Origin of the sequence: Streptococcus parasanguinis (genome assembly GCF_016648925.1) — a bacterium.
Taxonomy (GTDB): domain Bacteria; phylum Bacillota; class Bacilli; order Lactobacillales; family Streptococcaceae; genus Streptococcus.
The window spans coordinates 18,987-37,044 of record NZ_JACLQX010000008.1; the positions used below are offsets into that span (position 1 = coordinate 18,987).

Below are 18,058 nucleotides of genomic sequence, written 5' to 3' on the forward strand. Positions count from 1 at the left end.
ATTCCCTTTAATTTTAGGCTATTTTATATTATAATTTTTTGTATATAAAATTTTATTTTTTTATAATAATACTAGAGTATAATAAAATAGAAAAAAACAAAGTGGGAGAGTTTGTGTGATTCAGTCATTAATCTTGTCTTTTCTCTTGGGAGGGATCATTGTTCTGACGTTTGCATTAGTGGACGAAAAAATCTATCAGGAACATCAATTTGCATTTATCTTTCTGCTGAGCACCTTTGTTCTTCTTTTTGAAAGTCTCTTAGTATTTTTAGATGTGACTTTATTTTCAAATATTCGACTCTCTGATTTAAATATGCTCTTATGGCCGGTTTATTTATATCCTTATTATCATTATGCCAATCGGACGAATCGCTTGTGCGCCATTTTTTATTCTTTTTTTACTTATTTAGCGGTTGAAGGAACAGCAACTTTTCTGACGATAATTGTCTCTTCAGTAATAGGAGATGCTGTTGTAGCAGCTTACTCGATTGTCTACAATATGTGTATTCGTTTGCTTTCTTTAGGAATCATTTTGAAGTTAATTGACTTATTTGAATTTGATTTCACTCCTTTTTATGAGAAAGAATTTGAAAAATATTTAAAGAGACTCATCTGTGTCTATTTTGCTATATTTGTAGTGATTAATTTTGCTTTATGGATTAGTGAACAAGCGCAATTTAAAAATTTTGGGAGCATGTTGGCAACGATTTGTTTTTTCTCTTTTGTAGTCAGCTTATTCCATATGAAAATCGAGCGAGATCAGTATCGTAAAAATTTAGAACTGGAGTATAAAGAATTTTCTGAGCAACAAATGAGTCGGTATATGGCTGAAATTCAAAGTCTCTATTCTATTGTTAGGGGATTTCGTCATGATTTGGGAAATTTAGTTATTTCTATGTCATTAGCTATTGAGGAAGAAAATATTCCAGAAATACAGAGAATTCATAGAGAAGTATTGGAAAAAGGTTATAAAGAGATCAATACAGAAGCATTATCAGGATTCAACTTGGTCAATATCAAAGATTCTGCTTTACGAAGTATTTTGATTCGAGGCTGGTTGGATGCAAGAGATGCTGGGGTAGAAATGACCTTTGAAACGAGTGAACCAATCGAGCAACTACCAGTTGATTTATTGGATATCGTGAGAATCGTTGGGATTCTAGTGACAAACGCTTTGGAAGCTTCAAAAGAAGCAGAAGAAAAGAAAGTTCATATTGCTATTTTCTCTATTTCAAAAATTGTTTACTTAGTGATTCATAATACAACAAATGAAATCACTTTTGATATTAGAAAAATATATGAAGAAGGCTATTCGACAAAAGGAGAAAATAGAGGACTAGGATTAAATAATGTGAGAAAAATCTTAGCAAATTATGGAACGATGTTTTTAGAAACGGAATTGCAAGGAAATCGTTTTTTACAAGTTTTGAAGATTGGAGGATACGAACAAGAATGAAGATTTTTTTATTAGAAGATGAGCTCTCTCAACAGATACGGGTAGAAAAACATATTGCAGAAATTGCTAAGGAATTAGAAATTAAACTTGAAGTGATTTCTACCGGTAAAATTTCGGAATTTGAAAATTATATCCAGCATTCGGATATCCACCAATTATATTTTCTAGATATTCATATCCAAGACAATGAGTATTGTGGGCTGGAAATTGCTCAAAAAATACGAGAAGCAAATCCTTATGCCATTATTGTTTTTATTACTACAAAATCAGAATTCGCTTCGATTACCTATCGTTATAAAGTATCTGCCTTAGATTTTATTGATAAAAATTTGAATGAAGATTTATTTAGATTAAAAATTAAGGAGTGTATTGAGTACCTAACGACTATTCAAATTGGAAATGATGATTTGACAGATTATTTTGAGTATGACTTTAAGGATAAAAAGATAAAAATTCCATTTAAGGATATTCTTTATATTGAAACTGTTGGTTCGGCTTATAAATTAAACTTAGTTGGGAAAAATTTTCAAAAAGAAATTGCGGGAAGTTTATCAGATGTCTTGGAGAAAGATGTGGAGGAGAGATATTTCAGTCCCCATCAATCTTTTATCGTGAATAGAAGTATGATCATTGGAATGGATAAGAAAAAGAAACAGCTACTGTTGAAAGAAGGCTATTCTTGTCCAATCTCAAGAAGCAATATCAAACGTGCCAAAAAATTAATTGAAGAGCAAAATTTAGAATTTAGTGCTTGACAATTAGTTAAATTTTGATATAATGGGATATGTTCTGTTAATGAATATATGGTCCGTTGGTCAAGGGGTTAAGACACCGCCTTTTCACGGCGGTAACACGGGTTCGAATCCCGTACGGACTATATCTCATTCCGCCATAGCTCAGTTGGTAGTAGCGCATGACTGTTAATCATGATGTCGTAGGTTCGAGTCCTACTGGCGGAGCTAGTATAGCACCCATTTGGGTGTTTTTTTGTTTTGAAAAAGGCTAGGATAATGACTATCCTAGCCTTTTATTTATAAGTGAACCGATGGTTAGATTCCTTAACTTTTTCGTCTTTTTATTTGTCTCCATTCGTAGAGGAAAAAGAGAATGATTCCAACGAAAAAGGCAATGAGTCCTTCAATGAAGCCTTGGGGAACAAATGTTAAGGTGACTGTTCCGGATCCTTTTGAAACACGAACTCCCATTAATCCTTTCTGGATGCGATGAATTTTGATAGGTTTTCCATTTTGTTTAGCTGACCAGCCTTTATCATAAGGGAGTGTAAAAATAAGGGTAGTGTCTCTATTTGCGTTATAGGCTGCTACCAATTTGTTTTTCTTTTTGTGAATAGCAACTTCTTGCTGACGAATGCTAGCGATAGCTTGTGTGTATTGGTCAAGATCCAGAGCAAAAAATTCTGGTGTATCAAAAGAGACTGTCGAATTTTCTGGAAAACTCATACGAATAGTAACTGTTTCCTCTGTGTCAAAATGGCCAATCGAAAAGAATGGAAAGGCATTATCAATGGTATAGCGTTGAGTCTGTCCATTGTAGCTGATTTCAATATCTTTCCGATCATTGTTTGAAAATTGTAAATTTGGAACATTGACATATAGTTGGCTATGGGCAGGAACCGTTACTTCATATTGAATACTTGCGTAGGATAGATGACTATCTTCTTCAATTTTTGCAGTTTGCAACGAAGATGTAGTATTTTGTGAAGTAGGCGAGAGAATATTTAATTTCTTATAAAATTTATATTTTTCATCCGTGATTTGATGGATGAATCGTGTCTGATTATCCAGTGTCAAATTCGTAAAGGAAGTATTTTTATAAGGTTTTGCTGACAGAAAGGCGATTGGTAAGGCATATTCGTTTTCTGAAAGTGAGACTCCATTTTTGATTGCAATCTCTTTAAATCCAAATTTTTGAACAGGTTGTTGGCTTAAATTATAGCGAACACCAAATAGACTATCCATTAAAATAGAATTGTTTTGGTATCGAAGATTGAGGTTGGTTCCTTCAGATTTAAATCCAAGTTTGTCCAATGTCGAGCTAGCATCCGTATTTCGTACAGATGAAAATTGAGAAATTCCATTATAACCATACTTCATGCTATCATTGCCCGTTTGTGGCTGTAGAATCTCAGTCCGATAATTAGAGTCTGTCTTCTCTCTTACTAAGGATTGGATGGCTTTTAAGTCTCGTTCGTAGGATGACCGAGAAGCAAATACCCATTCATTCGCAATTCCTTCCATTTGATAATAACTATTCACCGATAATTCAAAGATGGAGAAAAACAGGATCGAAAGATAGAAAAGTCTAGGCGGTATCTTTTTTAGGATAAATCCTAAACAGACCAAATAGAAAGCAATTAAAAATTCAAAAGTAACAATGAAATTGACTGCATCTAAAAATTTATAGTGACAGCTGTAAAGGACAGTTGCTCCAAATCCTAGAATAAGGAGGAAATTAGCAAGACTAAAACGAATCCAAGTGATCTCCTCTATTCGATTTAGTACTTCTCCTGCCATCAGAATAATCGTCAAAGAAAAGATCCAAGAGTATCGATGAAGAAACATATTTGGCGCGTGCATACCTTGCCAAAGGAGATCTAATAATTGAAAACGAAAACTCAAAATAAGAATGGTCAAAAGTATAAAGTAAGAAAGTTTCACGTGAAACTTGATCGACTTTACAAAGAAAAAGGTAATCGCTAAAAGAAGTGGAAATAATCCCACGTAGATCATTGGAATTGAGCCATATTTAGTAGTGTCAAAACTTCCAATGAAATTTTTTGCAAATACGTCAAGATACCAACTTTTTTCTGTAAAGATACTGTCAACCTTTGAAAAACTTTCTCCATGAGTGCGTAAATCTAAGAAGGTTGGATATAACATCACAAGGCTTGTTATAACTGATAAAAGAGATACAATCACAAAATGAAAGAAGCGTTTTCCAATTCCTTTGATGTCCCATGATAGTTGTGTCAAGTACCATAAAATGAGAAAAATAGACATCATAAACCCAAAATAATAATTTTGGATAAACAAGCTGGTTAAGCTGATATAGTAGAGAATCTCTCCCTCATTGTAAATGAGTTTTTTGAATCCATAAAGAATTAATGGTGCTAGGATAAAAACATCTAGCCAAGTTTTGATTTCAATTTGGCTGATAGCAAAGCTCATAAGAGCAAATGATGTTGAAAGGGTAAGAACCAGGGATCTAGGAATTTTAGAAAACATTCCATGTAAACTAATATAAGTGCTTAACCCAATAGCTCCAAATTTAAGAAGAGTGATGAGGTAAACAGCATCCGGCATGGATTGTGCATTAAAGAAGTAGACAAGAGGAGAAAAGAAACTTCCTAGATAATAGCTACTGAGTGCATAGAAATTAATACCTAATCCACTTTGAAAACTGTAAAATAGGCTATCTGTCCCATGTAAAATATTTCGAAGTGTGGTATCAAAAATGACATACTGATGATAACCATCTCCTAATAAGGGGGAAGTATTACTGTTCCAGTAGATTCCTTGCGAGAGGTAAATAAAGAACATCATGATAGCTGGAATCAGGAAAGAAGATACTATAAAAAGGGATGTTTTTAGCTTTGTTTTATTCATATATTTCTACTGAAAGAGCCTGAAATCATTATTTCAGGGCTCTTTATTTTTATGATTGACTCCAAAGTTCTTTCACTTTTGCTTGAACTTCTTCATTTTCAAGAAACTCATCATAGGTTTCATCAATACGATCGATTACGCCGTTTTTTGAAAGAACAATAATATGGTTGGCGAGTGTTTGAATGAATTCGTGGTCATGGCTGGCAAAGATAATCGATTCTTTAAAATTCTTCAATCCATCATTCAAACTTGAAATAGACTCCAAATCCAAGTGATTGGTTGGATCATCCAGTACAAGAACATTTGACTTGAGGAGCATCAATTTAGACAACATGACACGAACTTTTTCTCCCCCTGACAAGACGTTGACAGACTTGTTAACTTCGTCACCCGAAAAGAGCATACGTCCTAAGAAACCACGAAGGAAAGTATTGTCATCTTCTTCTTTACTTGCAAATTGACGAAGCCAATCAAGAATACTTTCACCACCTGCAAAATCACGACTGTTGTCTTTTGGTAGATATGATCGACTAGTTGTAACTCCCCACTTGACAGTTCCTTCATATTCAATATCATCCATCAATGCACGGATCAAAGCGGTTGTTTGAATATCGTTCTGTCCGATAAGGGCGGTTTTGTCACCAGGACGTAAGATAAAGCTGATATTGTCAAGGATAGTTTCACCATCAATCTTGACAGAAAGATTTTCAACTGTCAAGAGATCGTTACCAATTTCTCGTTCTGCCTTAAAGTTGATAAATGGGTACTTCCGACTAGATGGAACAATTTCTTCAAGTTCAATCTTGTCAAGCATTTTTTTACGCGAAGTTGCTTGTTTTGATTTTGAAGCGTTGGCTGAGAAACGTGCGACAAACTCTTGTAATTGTTTAATTTTTTCTTCAGCTTTTGCGTTTCTATCTGCTTGTAATTTTGCTGCAAGTTCAGAAGATTCTTTCCAGAAATCATAGTTTCCGACGTAAAGTTTAATTTTTCCAAAGTCGAGATCCGCCATATGGGTGCAGACTTTGTTCAAAAAGTGGCGGTCATGGGATACAACGATAACCGTATTTTCAAAATCAATCAGAAAATCTTCTAACCAGGTAATGGATTGAATATCCAATCCATTGGTCGGCTCGTCCAAAAGAAGGACATCTGGTTTACCAAAAAGGGCTTTAGCTAAGAGAACTTTCACTTTATCCCCATTGGCTAACTCGCTCATAGTTTGATAATGAAGGTCTTCTGAAATATTTAGATTTTGAAGTAATTGAGATGCTTCACTCTCTGCTTCCCATCCACCGAGTTCGGCAAATTCACCTTCAAGTTCAGCTGCACGGACGCCGTCTTCATCAGAGAAATCTTCTTTCATGTAGATAGCATCTTTTTCTTTCATAATGTTGTAGAGCTTTTCATTTCCCATAATGACAACATCGATGACCCGCTCGTCTTCGTAGTCAAAGTGATTTTGACGCAAAACAGACAAACGTTCATCAGGGCCAAGAGAAATATGACCAGTTGTTGGTTCAATATCTCCAGCTAAAATTTTTAAAAAGGTTGACTTTCCAGCACCGTTGGCACCGATGAGACCGTATGTATTTCCTTCTGTAAAGTTGATATTGACATCGTCAAACAATTTTCGATCACTAAAACGTAGTGAGACGTCTGATACTGTAAGCAATGATTTTCTCCTCTTTCTATAATGTCTTCATTTTACTAGAAAATAGGGGAAAATTCAACTTTTTTACTGTCAATTTGTTTTTACAATGATGTAAACGAAATTGACAGTTTAGTAAAGTGTTAATTCCTTACAAACATAGAGGATAGACTAACATTTTCAACTAGAAAGTGCTATAATGATAGGGATAACGATTAAGGAGAAGAGTATGACAAAACCCATCATTCTGACAGGAGATAGACCGACAGGAAAACTCCATATCGGCCACTATGTTGGTTCTTTAAAAAATCGCGTCTTGTTGCAAAATAAAGACGAGTATAATATGTTTGTTTTCCTAGCAGACCAGCAAGCTTTGACAGACCATGCAAAAGATCCAAAAACGATTGTAGAATCTATTGGTAATGTTGCTTTGGATTATCTGGCAGCTGGACTAGATCCTGAAAAAGTTACGATTTTCATTCAAAGTCAGATTCCTGAATTAGCGGAATTGACCATGTATTACATGAATCTAGTATCTTTGGCGCGACTTGAAAGAAACCCAACTGTAAAAACCGAGATTTCTCAAAAAGGTTTTGGTGAGAGTATTCCAACAGGATTTTTGGTATACCCTATTTCACAAGCAGCCGATATCACAGCTTTTAAAGCAAATTTTGTTCCAGTAGGAAATGATCAAAAGCCAATGATTGAACAAACTCGTGAGATTGTTCGTTCCTTTAATCATGCATACAACACAGATACTTTGGTGGAACCGGAAGGGATTTATCCTGAAAATGAAGCAGCAGGGCGCTTACCTGGTTTAGACGGAAATGCTAAGATGTCTAAATCATTGAATAATGGCATTTACCTAGCTGATGATGCAGATACTTTAAAGAAAAAAGTGATGAGTATGTATACTGATCCTGATCATATTAAAGTAGAGGATCCAGGAAAAATCGAAGGCAATATGGTCTTTCATTACCTGGATGTATTTGGCCGTCCAGAAGATGTAGCTGAAATTGCAGAAATGAAAGAACATTATCAACGTGGTGGACTTGGTGATGTAAAGACCAAACGATATCTTTTAGAAATTTTAGATCGTGAATTAAGACCAATTCGTGAAAGACGACTTGAGTTTGCAAAGGATATGGGTGAGGTCTACTCTATTCTTGAAAAAGGAAGTGAGCGCGCTCGAAATGTAGCAGCTCAAACACTGGATGAAGTAAAATCTGCGATGGGAATTACCTATTTTAAAAAATAAAACGACTTCATTAAAAGCGAACATTTCTTACTGTTCATTGATAATTTACCAATAAATGATTGACAAATTGCCATAGAATGGTATGATATTAACAATAAAAATTCGAGCCTTGCTCAAATAAAAAGAAAAGAGGATCCAGCTAATGTCTAATTGGGACACAAAGTTTTTAAAAAAAGGGTTTACATTCGATGACGTGCTTTTGATTCCAGCAGAAAGTCACGTATTGCCTAATGATGCAGATTTAAGTACACAATTAGCAAGTAATTTACGCTTGAATATCCCAATCATTACTGCTGCTATGGATACGGTGACTGAAAGTCAAATGGCAATTGCTATGGCACGTGCGGGTGGACTTGGTGTGATCCATAAAAACATGTCAATTGAGCAACAGGCAGATGAAGTACGCAAAGTAAAACGTTCTGAAAATGGGGTTATCATTGATCCGTTCTATTTGACTCCGTCTCATACAATTGCAGAAGCAGATGAGTTGATGGGACGATACCGAATCAGTGGTGTTCCTGTTGTTGAAACACTTGAAAATCGTAAATTAGTTGGTATCCTTACAAACCGGGATTTGCGTTTTATTTCTGATTACAATCAACCCATTTCAAATCATATGACGAGTGAAAATTTGGTGACTGCACCGGTTGGAACTGATTTGGAAACAGCTGAACACATTCTACAAGAGCACCGTATTGAAAAATTACCATTGGTAGATGAAAATGGTCGTCTTTCTGGCTTGATTACAATCAAAGATATTGAAAAAGTTATTGAGTTCCCAAATGCGGCTAAGGATGAATTTGGTCGTTTGCTTGTAGCTGGTGCCGTAGGGGTTACTTCAGATACTTTTGAACGTGCAGAAGCTCTTTTTGAAGCTGGTGCAGACGCAATTGTCATCGATACTGCTCATGGACATTCTGCGGGTGTTCTTCGTAAGATTGCAGAAATTCGTGCCCACTTCCCAGATCGTACCTTGATTGCAGGAAATATTGCAACCGCTGAAGGTGCTCGTGCATTATTTGATGCAGGGGTAGACGTAGTTAAGGTCGGAATTGGTCCAGGATCAATCTGTACAACTCGTGTTGTTGCAGGGGTTGGTGTTCCTCAAGTGACTGCTATTTATGACGCAGCCGCTGTAGCTCGTGAATATGGAAAAACGATCATTGCTGATGGTGGTATCAAGTATTCAGGAGATATTGTCAAAGCACTAGCAGCTGGTGGAAACGCGGTTATGCTTGGCTCAATGCTTGCAGGTACAGATGAAGCACCAGGTGAAACAGAAATCTTCCAAGGTCGTAAATTTAAAACATACCGTGGTATGGGATCTATTGCAGCAATGAAGAAAGGTTCTAGCGACCGTTACTTCCAAGGATCTGTCAATGAAGCCAATAAATTGGTCCCTGAAGGAATTGAAGGACGCGTTGCTTATAAAGGTTCTGTAGCAGATATGGTCTTCCAAATGATCGGTGGTATCCGTTCAGGTATGGGTTATGTTGGTGCAGCAACCATTCAAGATTTACATGATCATGCACAATTTGTCGAAATGAGCGGTGCCGGATTGAAAGAAAGCCATCCTCATGATGTGCAAATTACAAACGAGGCTCCTAACTACTCGGCACAATAAATTTACACATTTGTAAACAAAAATAACAGCATCTTGACAGTATTGTCAAGATGCTGTTTTGATATGACCGGCTTGAACAGTGAAAATTTTCAACTCTTCAGGTAGTTCTTTTAAATGATCGAGAGTGGTCGTTGTAATAAATGTTTGAATATTATTAGAGATGGTTTCAAGTAGTTGAAGTTGACGATAATTGTCAAGTTCGCTCATGACATCGTCAAGTAGTAAAATCGGCTTTTCTCTTGTGATTTCTTCCATTAATTCAATTTCTGCTAATTTTAGAGAGAGAACAACACTTCGATGCTGGCCTTGACTACCAAAGGTAGCATTCATATTATTGATAAAAAATGCCAAATCATCCCTGTGAGGCCCAATGCTTGTTGTTTTCCTAAAAATATCCTTCTGACGGTTTTTTTCCAACATAGAGAGAAACTGCTCTTCTATATCATTTCCTTCTTCAGAAAAAACAGTTGACTGATATTGAATTGATAGGTCTTCTTTGTTGTCAGAAAGTCGAGTATGTTTTTCTTTTGCTTTAGCTTCTAATTTTTTAATAAACTCAAGCCGATGATGGATGACGCGACTTCCAAAACTAGCTAGTTGTGAATCTAAGACCTCCAAAAATGTAGCATCAATTTTTTCCGAATTTTTTAGATAACTATTTCTTTGTTTCAGTACATGGTTGTATTGAGATAAGTCAGATAAGTAGAGAGGTTTCATCTGACCTAATTCAATGTCAATAAACTTTCGACGCCCTGCAGGTGATCCTTTGATCAGTTGCAAATCTTCGGGTGCGAAAAGGACAACATTCATATGGCCAATATAGTTCGATAATTTGGCTTGTTTCAAATGATTTACCTTAGTTATCCAACCTTTTGGTGTCAAGGAAATTTCTAATGGAAGGGGACCAGTTTCTCTTTGCAATTGACCAGAAACTTTAAAATCGGTGGATTCAAAATAGATGAGATCTCTATCATTTCGTGTTCGATGACTTCTGGTTAAAGCTAGAAAATAAATTGATTCGAGAATATTGGTCTTTCCTTGAGCATTTTGACCTAGGAAAATATTTAATCCAGGATGAAACTCGACTTCTAGTTCTTGATAATTACGAAAATGTTGAATGGATAACTGTTTTAACCACATTACGAGATACCAGGAAAGCGAATTGCTTTTTCTTTTTTGTTAGTCTTTGTCGGTTGTTTCTTTTGTTGTTGATTGAGTTGCTTGACAAGTTTAGCAACACGTTCCTTTTCTTCCTTCTCTTTAAGATGTTCTTCTATTTCTTCTTGAGAAGGTTCAAGAATGGTGATAGTCATGCTCAGTTCAGGAATGTCAATTTGATCATTGACACGAAGTTTACGGCCTCTCCGTTGTTCTAATTCACCATTAACAAAGACTTCTTTTTCTTGAAGAAAAGCTTTGATTGCACCACCACTCTGTATAATACCGAGTTCTTTTAAGATTGCTTGTAATGTAATAAAGTCATCAAATAATTTGTAATTCATAGTTCACCTCTTTGCGTGTTATTATACCATATTTTTAGTTTTTCTAGGGTAGAGAATGTTGAGTGATTTGAGGAGCTTTTTCACAGTTTGAATTAGGATTTTAGTGTGATTTCGTGTTATAATGAAAGTTACTATTGAGTAGAACGAGGATGAAAATGGAATTAGTAAAGGGCGTGAATCTTCACTTTCTTCAATCAAAAAAATTTAAAACCAATAAAATTAAGGTCCGTTTTTCATCGCCATTAGATGAAAATACCGTGGCTGCGCGTGTTTTAGTAGCCTGTATGATGGAAACTGCAAATCAAAAATATCCAACTTCACAATTATTCCGTGAAAAATTAGCGAGTCTATACGGGGTAGAATTGTCAACCTCAGTCTCTAAGAGGGGACGTGTTCATTATGTTGATTTGAATATTTCCTTTGTGCGCGATGACTTTTTGAGCAAGAAAAATGTTCTTACTGATGAAGTTTTGGACATTATAGAAACTATCTTCTTTTCACCTTTGGTAGTAGAAGATCACTTTGACAGTGATACATTTGACGTTGAAAAGAAAAATACGATTTCCGATTTGGAGTCAGAAATTGAAGAGCCTTATTATTATGCACATGGGCAATTGAATCAACTATTTTTTGAAGACGAAACAATCGGGATGTCAAGATTGGGGAAAGTTGATTTAGCGAGACAAGAGACAGCTCAAAGTTCTCTTGAACAGTTTCATCAGATGCTCCAATTAGATAACATTGACTTCTTTTTCATAGGCGATTTTAATGAGGTCGCTATTGTGGATCGAGTGAACCAGTTTGAATTCAAGCCACGTGATAACAATTTGTCTGTCAACTATCAACAACCTTTTACAAATGTTGTTAGAGAAAAGTTAGAGCAAAAACAAAACCAACAATCTATTTTAGAATTAGGTTATCATTTTTCTACCCAGTATGGAGAATCTCTCCATATCCCCCTAGTTGTATTAAATGGGATGCTGGGAGCTTTCTCGCATTCGAGACTTTTTCAAATAATTCGTGAGAAAGAAGGACTTGCTTATACCATCTCTAGCCATTTTGATATTTTTACAGGCTTTATGAGAGTTTTTGCAGGCATTGATAAGGAATCTCGTACGAAAGTAATGACCTTGATTATGAGACAGTTGAATGATTTAAAACGAGGCAAGTTTACAGAGTCAGAGCTTCAATTGACAAAAGAAATGTTGGTGAATACGACCTTATTAGCACAGGATCGGCAAAATACCTTGATTGAAAGGGAATATCTGAAAACGATCCTAGGAACGAAAGTCCTTTCTTTAGAAGAGTGGTTAGAATCCATCGATAAGGTTAGTAGAGAAGAAATTATTGAAGTGGCAAAAACAATTAATTTACAGTCTGTTTATTTTATGGAAGGAAAGTAGTGTAAAGATTGAAAATTAAAGAAAAATATTATGAATCAGTTGGTGAGCAAGTTTACTTTACACGCTTGTCAAATGGGTTGACTATTCATTTAATTCCCAAAGAAGATTATTATGAAACCTATGGAATAATCACAACTAAGTTTGGCTCAGTGGATACACGAATTCTAGTGAATGGTCATGAAAGGCAATATCCTGCAGGAATTGCTCATTTTCTAGAACACAAAGTATTTGAAGATGAAAATGGTCAAGATTATTTAAAAAAATTCGTTCATTTAGGATCGGAAAGTAATGCCTTTACAAGCTTTACAAAGACAAGTTATCTTTTCTCAACAACTTCAAAGGTCCCTGAAAATATTCAATTGTTATTGGAGATGGTTTCAAAGGTTTCCTTTACAGAAAAATCTGTATCTAAGGAAAGAGAAATCATTCAACAAGAAATTGGAATGTACCAAGATAGTCCAGACTATCGATTATTTTTTGGTGCTTTAGAAAATTTATATCCTGGAACACCGTTAGCAGATGATATTGCTGGGACTAGGGAGTCTATTTCTGACATTACAATAGATAATCTCCGTGAAAACTTTGATCTATTCTATCATCCCTCTCAAATGCACTTATTAGTGATCGGAAACTTTGATGTTGATGAAGTATTGCAAGTAGTAAAGAAATATGATCTAGTTCCTCCTCATCCATCTGTGGAGTTAGAACGTTTTCCTGTAGAAAAAAATGAAGTAAAATTGAATCAATCTTGTAGAATGGAAGTTGCTACTCCTAAGTTGGCAATTGGAATTCGAGGAAATGATATCATTAAGGAAGAGGAAAAATTTCGTTATAAATTGATGTTGAAATTACTGTTTTCGATGATGTTTGGTTGGACTTCGCAACGGTTTCAAAGTTTATATGAAGCTGGGAAGATTGACAACTCATTGACACTTGAAGTCGAGGTTGAGGAATTATTTCATTTCGTTATTTTGACAATGGATACTCAAGAACCGGTGTCCTTATCTCATCAATTTAGATCAGCGATCAAACAATTTGAGAAGGATCCAGATGTGAATCAAGAACATTTGGATACGATTAAAAGCGAAATGTTTGGTGATTTCTTACAAGGTTTAAATTCGCTTGAGTATAGTGCCACTCAGTTTGAATATTTTTCAGACGGTAGCACTTCTTATGATCTTCCAAAGATTTTACAAGGTATTAGTTTACAAGATATCATCAAATTAGGGCGTCAGTTCATCGACCAGGCTGAGATGGTTGACTATATGATTTTTCAAAAGTAGTAAACAATGTATCAAGAAGGGAAAATATGAAGAAGAGAACGATTGGTCAAGTGTTAAGACTGTCAAGAGTAAATTTACACTTAAGTTTACAGGATGTGTCAAATAAGACAGCCATTGAAATTCCTTATATAGAAGCGTTGGAAAACGATGAGTTTGATCTATTACCGAGTCCCTTTTACGCTCAGATCTATCTTAAAAAGTTAGCATGGGCTTTGGGATTAGATGAGTCCATCCTATTGACAGCTTTTCGTGAAGGAAAAGAATTGTTATTTGATGAAGAAATACTTATAGATGACGAAGAGCTTCATTCAAGAAAATTAAGACAGAAAGCGAGCTGGTTACCAATCCTGTATTATCTACTAGTTAGTTTTGTCATCCTTGGCTTTGTGATTTATATCGTATATTTTTATGAGTTTACAGCATCTGTAAAATAGATGTAAAGATAGTTTATTTTTTGGAGGAAGTATGAAAAAAGAAAATATTCCTAATGCATTGACATTAATTCGGGTTGTGATGATTCCTATTTTTATTGCCATTTTAAGTTTAAGTCACTCTTACTTAGGACATATTGTAGCGGCAGTTATTTTTGCAATTGCTAGTATTACAGATTATTTAGATGGCTTTCTTGCACGAAAATGGAATGTAGTTAGTAATTTTGGTAAATTTGCCGATCCAATGGCAGATAAATTATTGGTCATGTCAGCCTTTATCATGATGATTGAATTAAAAATGGTTCCTGCTTGGATTGCAGCCGTTATCATTTGTCGTGAGTTAGCTGTTACTGGTTTGCGTCTTCTACTTGTTGAGACAGGTGGTACAGTTCTTGCTGCAGCCATGCCAGGAAAAATTAAAACCTTTAGCCAAATGTTTGCCATTATCTTTTTGCTTTGCCATTGGACACTTCCAGGGCAAGTGTTGCTTTATATTGCATTGATTTTCACAATTTATTCTGGTTACGACTACTTTAAGGGAAGTAGCTATCTCTTTAAAGACACATTTAAATAAATGAAACAGATGATTGAGCTAAAAAATGTATCCTTTCGATACGATAAAACAGTAGAAGAGTATCAAATTGACACGGTTTCGTTTCACGTGAAACAAGGAGAGTGGCTTTCGATTGTTGGACACAATGGTAGTGGGAAATCTACAGTTGTACGCCTGATTGATGGCCTTTTGGAAGCTGAGTCTGGTGAGATTTACGTTGATGGAAAACAACTGACTCGTGAAACCATATGGGAAATCCGTAGTAAAATTGGGATTGTATTTCAGAATCCTGACAACCAATTTGTTGGTGCGACAGTAGAAGATGATGTTGCCTTTGGTTTAGAAAATCAAGGAATTCCACGGGAAGAAATGCTTCAACGTGTGGAGAAGGCTATTGAGCAAGTCGGTATGCTGGAGTTTAAAGATCGCGAACCATCTCGTTTGTCAGGTGGTCAAAAGCAACGGGTGGCCATAGCAGGTATTATCGCCTTGAGACCAACTATTATTATCCTTGATGAAGCAACTAGTATGTTAGATCCAGAAGGTAGAGAGGATCTAATGGCGGTAATGAGAGAACTTCAGAAAAAGTTTCAATTAACAATTATTTCTATTACCCATGATTTAACCGAAATTGCCTTAAGTGATCGAACACTCGTCTTTCAAAAAGGAAAACTAGAGTCTTCTATGACACCGCGGGAATTGTTTTCAAGAAATGATCTGAATGAGATTGGATTAGATAAGCCTTTTAGTAAGCAGGTTCAAGAATCTCTCAGCTCACATTTTCCGCTAAAACAGGATTATCTAACAGAAAGTGAGTTATTAGACCAACTATGGGAATCTCTTTAAAGAATGTCTATTATACTTATCAAGAGGGAAGTCCTTTTGAAGGGCAGGCGCTTTCTGATATTAGTTTGGAAATAAAAAATGGATCTTATACAGCCATCATCGGGCATACTGGTAGTGGCAAGTCTACTTTGTTGCAATTACTAAATGGTTTACTGCGTCCGACTACAGGAACGATTCAATTTGAAGATTTTGTTTTAGATAATCATTCTGAGCCAAAAGAAATGAAGTACCTGAGAAAAAAAGTCGGTTTGGTTTTTCAATTTCCAGAAAGTCAGCTATTTGCGGAAACCGTTCTAGCTGATGTAGCCTTTGGACCACAGAATTTTGGGGTACCTAAGGACAAAGCGGAGGAAATAGCCAAAGAAAAATTAGCGATCGTTGGTTTAGAAGAGTCTATCTATGATAAAAGTCCATTTGAACTATCTGGTGGACAAATGAGGCGAGTTGCGATCGCGGGTATTTTAGCTATCGAACCAGAGATTTTAGTATTGGACGAGCCGACAGCAGGGCTAGATCCTGCTGGAAGAAAGGAATTGATGGCACTGTTTGAGACATTACATAAAAATGGGATGACCCTAGTTCTGGTAACTCATACGATGGATGATGTAGCAAATTTTGCTGATACCGTATTTGCTTTAGAAGCGGGAAAACTTGTCCTAAACGGATCCCCCAGGGAAGTATTTCAACAGGTTGAGTATTTACAAAAACTTCAATTAGGAGTCCCACAAATTACGAATTTTGCTCTTCAATTGAAACGAAGAGGACTTTCCCTGGACAGACTACCAATCAAAATTGAGGAACTAAAGGAGCTGTTACTTCATGAATAATATGATTTTGGGAAGGTATATTCCTGGAAACTCCATTATCCACCAACTAGATCCTCGTGGGAAGTTGCTCTCAATGTTTTTATTCATATTTCTTCTGTTTTGGGCAAATAATATCCAGACAAATGTTCTTCTCTTTGGTTTTATTTTTGTTTTAATGTATCTAACGAGGATTTCGGTTAGTTTTTATATTAAAGGCTTAAAATCAATGATTTTTATCATTGCTTTTACAACTATTTTTCAATTATTTGCGACCTCTCAAGGAACTATTTTGTATCAATGGTGGTTTTTTAAATTAACCGACCAAGGATTGATGCAAGCCGCCATCATATTTTGTAGATTTATTTTAATTATTTTTTATTCGACGATTTTAACAGTGACGACGACACCATTGAGTTTAGCAGATGCTGTTGAAAAGATCCTTACACCACTAAAAATTATTAAGGTTCCGGCTCATGAGATTGGGTTAATGCTATCTATGAGTTTGCGCTTTGTTCCAACCTTAGTAGATGATACGAATCGAATCATGAATGCGCAAAGGGCGCGTGGTGTTGATTTTGGTGAAGGAAATCTATTAAAAAGGATCCGTTCCTTTATTCCGATCCTCATTCCTCTATTTGCTTCTAGTTTTAAACGCGCAGATGCATTAGCAATTGCGATGGAAGCGAGAGGGTACAAAGGCGGTGAGGGACGAACACGCTATCGGACTCTGCAGTGGGGAGTAAAAGATACCCTAGCATTGCTCGTTATTCTGTGTCTCATGTTGATAGTTTTTTATCTAAAAAATGGATAGAGCTAGTTGTATTGGTTCAAAAATAAGGAAAAAGCGCTATACAAAGCGCTTTTTACATTAAATTCACATATTCTTGTAACATTTGTAATATATTCTACAATAAACTGTAACATTTTGTGTGTATGATAGAATTATGTTCGAAAGGAGAATAGAATTCATGAACAGTAAAAAGTTCCAATGGACAGTCACTTCCCTACTTTCAGCAGCATCACTTTTCATTTCTGGTATTGCTACAGTGAATGCTGAAACTTACGAAGTGAAGTCTGGAGATACTCTATCAAAAATTGCACTAGAAAATAACACTTCAGTAGAAAATATTATTGCATCTAACAATCTGACTAATGAAGATTTGATCTATGCAGGACAAATTATTGAGTTAGGTGAGCGTTCTAAATCTATGGTTGATAAAGTTGCTCCACAAGAGCAAGCAAAACCTGCTGAAAGTGCACCTACAGCAACTGCAACAGCACAAACTGCTCAAAAACAAACAACTTATGCAGCAAATGCTGCAGTGACTTCTGCACAATCAACAAATGGTGGAATTGTTCTATCAAATGGGAATACTGCTGGGGAACAAGGATCTTATGCAGCTGCTCGTATGGCTGAAATGACTGGTGTACCTGCTTCTACTTGGGAAGCAATTATTGCCCGTGAATCAAATGGTCAAGTAAATGCAGCAAATGCTTCTGGTGCCAGTGGCTTGTTCCAAACAATGCCAGGTTGGGGTTCAACTGCAACAGTTGATGATCAAATCCAGGCTGCATACAATGCATATAGCTCACAAGGTTTATCAGCTTGGGGTTATTAA

16 protein-coding genes and 2 tRNA genes are annotated in these 18,058 nt (G+C 35.9%); 14 read left to right on the forward strand and 4 right to left on the reverse strand.

The window, feature by feature from the left end; translation table 11 throughout:
- Nucleotides 1-115: 115 nt before the first annotated feature.
- From H7T97_RS10205 to H7T97_RS04180, 4 genes are all read left to right on the forward strand, one after another.
- Nucleotides 116-1,456, forward strand: a complete 1,341-nt coding sequence (locus H7T97_RS10205) for a sensor histidine kinase (protein WP_201089494.1) — start codon at nt 116-118, stop codon at nt 1,454-1,456.
- Nucleotides 1,453-2,211 carry a response regulator transcription factor gene (locus tag H7T97_RS04170; RefSeq protein WP_003009229.1) on the forward strand — a complete coding sequence of 253 codons (759 nt, stop codon included), beginning with the start codon at nt 1,453-1,455 and terminating at the stop codon, nt 2,209-2,211. Before H7T97_RS10205 ends, H7T97_RS04170 begins: the two co-directional genes overlap by 4 nt.
- A gap of 50 nt (nt 2,212-2,261) precedes the next feature.
- Nucleotides 2,262-2,333: transfer RNA gene (locus tag H7T97_RS04175), tRNA-Glu, on the forward strand.
- Nucleotides 2,334-2,341: 8 nt separating this feature from the next.
- Nucleotides 2,342-2,415, forward strand: a tRNA-Asn gene (locus tag H7T97_RS04180).
- A 99-nt stretch (nt 2,416-2,514) separates the two neighbouring features.
- Here the strand turns inward: H7T97_RS04180 and H7T97_RS04185 are convergent.
- Nucleotides 2,515-5,082: a YfhO family protein gene (locus tag H7T97_RS04185; protein ID WP_201089496.1), complete on the reverse strand. Its 2,568-nt coding sequence runs from the start codon at nt 5,080-5,082 to the stop codon at nt 2,515-2,517.
- A gap of 49 nt (nt 5,083-5,131) precedes the next feature.
- Nucleotides 5,132-6,757, reverse strand: a complete 1,626-nt coding sequence (locus tag H7T97_RS04190) for an ATP-binding cassette domain-containing protein (protein ID WP_049486042.1) — start codon at nt 6,755-6,757, stop codon at nt 5,132-5,134.
- Between the two features lie 205 nt (nt 6,758-6,962).
- Between H7T97_RS04190 and trpS the strand changes: the two genes are divergently transcribed.
- Nucleotides 6,963-7,991: a tryptophan--tRNA ligase gene (trpS, locus tag H7T97_RS04195; RefSeq protein WP_049486041.1), complete on the forward strand. Its 1,029-nt coding sequence runs from the start codon at nt 6,963-6,965 to the stop codon at nt 7,989-7,991.
- Nucleotides 7,992-8,133: 142 nt separating this feature from the next.
- Nucleotides 8,134-9,615 (forward strand): IMP dehydrogenase, encoded by a 1,482-nt coding sequence (gene guaB, locus H7T97_RS04200; RefSeq protein ID WP_150906764.1) that lies wholly within the window; start codon nt 8,134-8,136, stop codon nt 9,613-9,615.
- A 45-nt stretch (nt 9,616-9,660) separates the two neighbouring features.
- Here the strand turns inward: guaB and recF are convergent, their stop codons facing one another.
- Both recF and yaaA read right to left on the reverse strand, forming a co-directional pair.
- A complete protein-coding gene (recF, locus tag H7T97_RS04205; RefSeq protein WP_201089498.1) occupies nt 9,661-10,755 on the reverse strand; it encodes a DNA replication/repair protein RecF in 1,095 nt (364 codons plus the stop codon).
- Nucleotides 10,755-11,117, reverse strand: a complete 363-nt coding sequence (gene yaaA / locus H7T97_RS04210; RefSeq protein WP_024054765.1) for a S4 domain-containing protein YaaA — start codon at nt 11,115-11,117, stop codon at nt 10,755-10,757. Before yaaA ends, recF begins: the two co-directional genes overlap by 1 nt.
- A 155-nt stretch (nt 11,118-11,272) precedes the next feature.
- Between yaaA and yfmF the strand changes: the two genes are divergently transcribed.
- The 8 genes from yfmF to H7T97_RS04250 all read left to right on the forward strand — a co-directional run bounded on the left by yfmF (nt 11,273) and on the right by H7T97_RS04250 (nt 18,058).
- Nucleotides 11,273-12,520 carry an EF-P 5-aminopentanol modification-associated protein YfmF gene (yfmF, locus tag H7T97_RS04215; RefSeq protein WP_201089528.1) on the forward strand — a complete coding sequence of 416 codons (1,248 nt, stop codon included), beginning with the start codon at nt 11,273-11,275 and terminating at the stop codon, nt 12,518-12,520.
- An 8-nt stretch (nt 12,521-12,528) separates the two neighbouring features.
- Nucleotides 12,529-13,803 carry an EF-P 5-aminopentanol modification-associated protein YfmH gene (gene yfmH / locus H7T97_RS04220; protein WP_201089500.1) on the forward strand — a complete coding sequence of 425 codons (1,275 nt, stop codon included), beginning with the start codon at nt 12,529-12,531 and terminating at the stop codon, nt 13,801-13,803.
- 26 nt (nt 13,804-13,829) lie between these two features.
- Nucleotides 13,830-14,237: a helix-turn-helix domain-containing protein gene (locus tag H7T97_RS04225; RefSeq protein ID WP_195327051.1), complete on the forward strand. Its 408-nt coding sequence runs from the start codon at nt 13,830-13,832 to the stop codon at nt 14,235-14,237.
- 31 nt (nt 14,238-14,268) lie between these two features.
- The gene (gene pgsA / locus H7T97_RS04230) at nt 14,269-14,808 is read left to right on the forward strand and encodes a CDP-diacylglycerol--glycerol-3-phosphate 3-phosphatidyltransferase (RefSeq protein WP_003009208.1); all 540 of its coding nucleotides are present in this window, start codon (nt 14,269-14,271) and stop codon (nt 14,806-14,808) included.
- Nucleotides 14,809-15,633: an energy-coupling factor ABC transporter ATP-binding protein gene (locus H7T97_RS04235; protein WP_003010767.1), complete on the forward strand. Its 825-nt coding sequence runs from the start codon at nt 14,809-14,811 to the stop codon at nt 15,631-15,633. It abuts the gene before it with no gap.
- Entirely contained in the window at nt 15,618-16,460 is an 843-nt protein-coding gene (locus H7T97_RS04240) for an energy-coupling factor transporter ATPase (RefSeq protein ID WP_049495781.1), read from the forward strand. The genes H7T97_RS04235 and H7T97_RS04240 overlap by 16 nt, the downstream gene beginning before the upstream one ends.
- Nucleotides 16,453-17,250: an energy-coupling factor transporter transmembrane component T family protein gene (locus H7T97_RS04245; protein ID WP_024054768.1), complete on the forward strand. Its 798-nt coding sequence runs from the start codon at nt 16,453-16,455 to the stop codon at nt 17,248-17,250. Before H7T97_RS04240 ends, H7T97_RS04245 begins: the two co-directional genes overlap by 8 nt.
- Before the next feature lie 157 nt (nt 17,251-17,407).
- Complete coding sequence (locus H7T97_RS04250) at nt 17,408-18,058, forward strand: LysM peptidoglycan-binding domain-containing protein (RefSeq protein WP_201089502.1); 651 nt, start codon at nt 17,408-17,410, stop codon at nt 18,056-18,058.

Excerpts from the sequence above, each read along its gene's own strand:
- H7T97_RS04245 (WP_024054768.1), top strand. The coding sequence starts at position 16,453 with ATGAATAATATGATTTTGGGAAGGTATATTCCTGGAAACTCCATTATC.
- H7T97_RS04250 (WP_201089502.1), top strand. The coding sequence starts at position 17,408 with ATGAACAGTAAAAAGTTCCAATGGACAGTCACTTCCCTACTTTCAGCA.
- H7T97_RS04170 (WP_003009229.1), top strand. The coding sequence starts at position 1,453 with ATGAAGATTTTTTTATTAGAAGATGAGCTCTCTCAACAGATACGGGTA.
- pgsA (WP_003009208.1), top strand. The coding sequence starts at position 14,269 with ATGAAAAAAGAAAATATTCCTAATGCATTGACATTAATTCGGGTTGTG.
- H7T97_RS04185 (WP_201089496.1), bottom strand. The coding sequence starts at position 5,082 with ATGAATAAAACAAAGCTAAAAACATCCCTTTTTATAGTATCTTCTTTC.
- H7T97_RS04240 (WP_049495781.1), top strand. The coding sequence starts at position 15,618 with ATGGGAATCTCTTTAAAGAATGTCTATTATACTTATCAAGAGGGAAGT.
- H7T97_RS04235 (WP_003010767.1), top strand. The coding sequence starts at position 14,809 with ATGAAACAGATGATTGAGCTAAAAAATGTATCCTTTCGATACGATAAA.
- H7T97_RS04225 (WP_195327051.1), top strand. The coding sequence starts at position 13,830 with ATGAAGAAGAGAACGATTGGTCAAGTGTTAAGACTGTCAAGAGTAAAT.
- yfmF (WP_201089528.1), top strand. The coding sequence starts at position 11,273 with ATGGAATTAGTAAAGGGCGTGAATCTTCACTTTCTTCAATCAAAAAAA.
- guaB (WP_150906764.1), top strand. The coding sequence starts at position 8,134 with ATGTCTAATTGGGACACAAAGTTTTTAAAAAAAGGGTTTACATTCGAT.
- trpS (WP_049486041.1), top strand. The coding sequence starts at position 6,963 with ATGACAAAACCCATCATTCTGACAGGAGATAGACCGACAGGAAAACTC.
- recF (WP_201089498.1), bottom strand. The coding sequence starts at position 10,755 with ATGTGGTTAAAACAGTTATCCATTCAACATTTTCGTAATTATCAAGAA.
- yaaA (WP_024054765.1), bottom strand. The coding sequence starts at position 11,117 with ATGAATTACAAATTATTTGATGACTTTATTACATTACAAGCAATCTTA.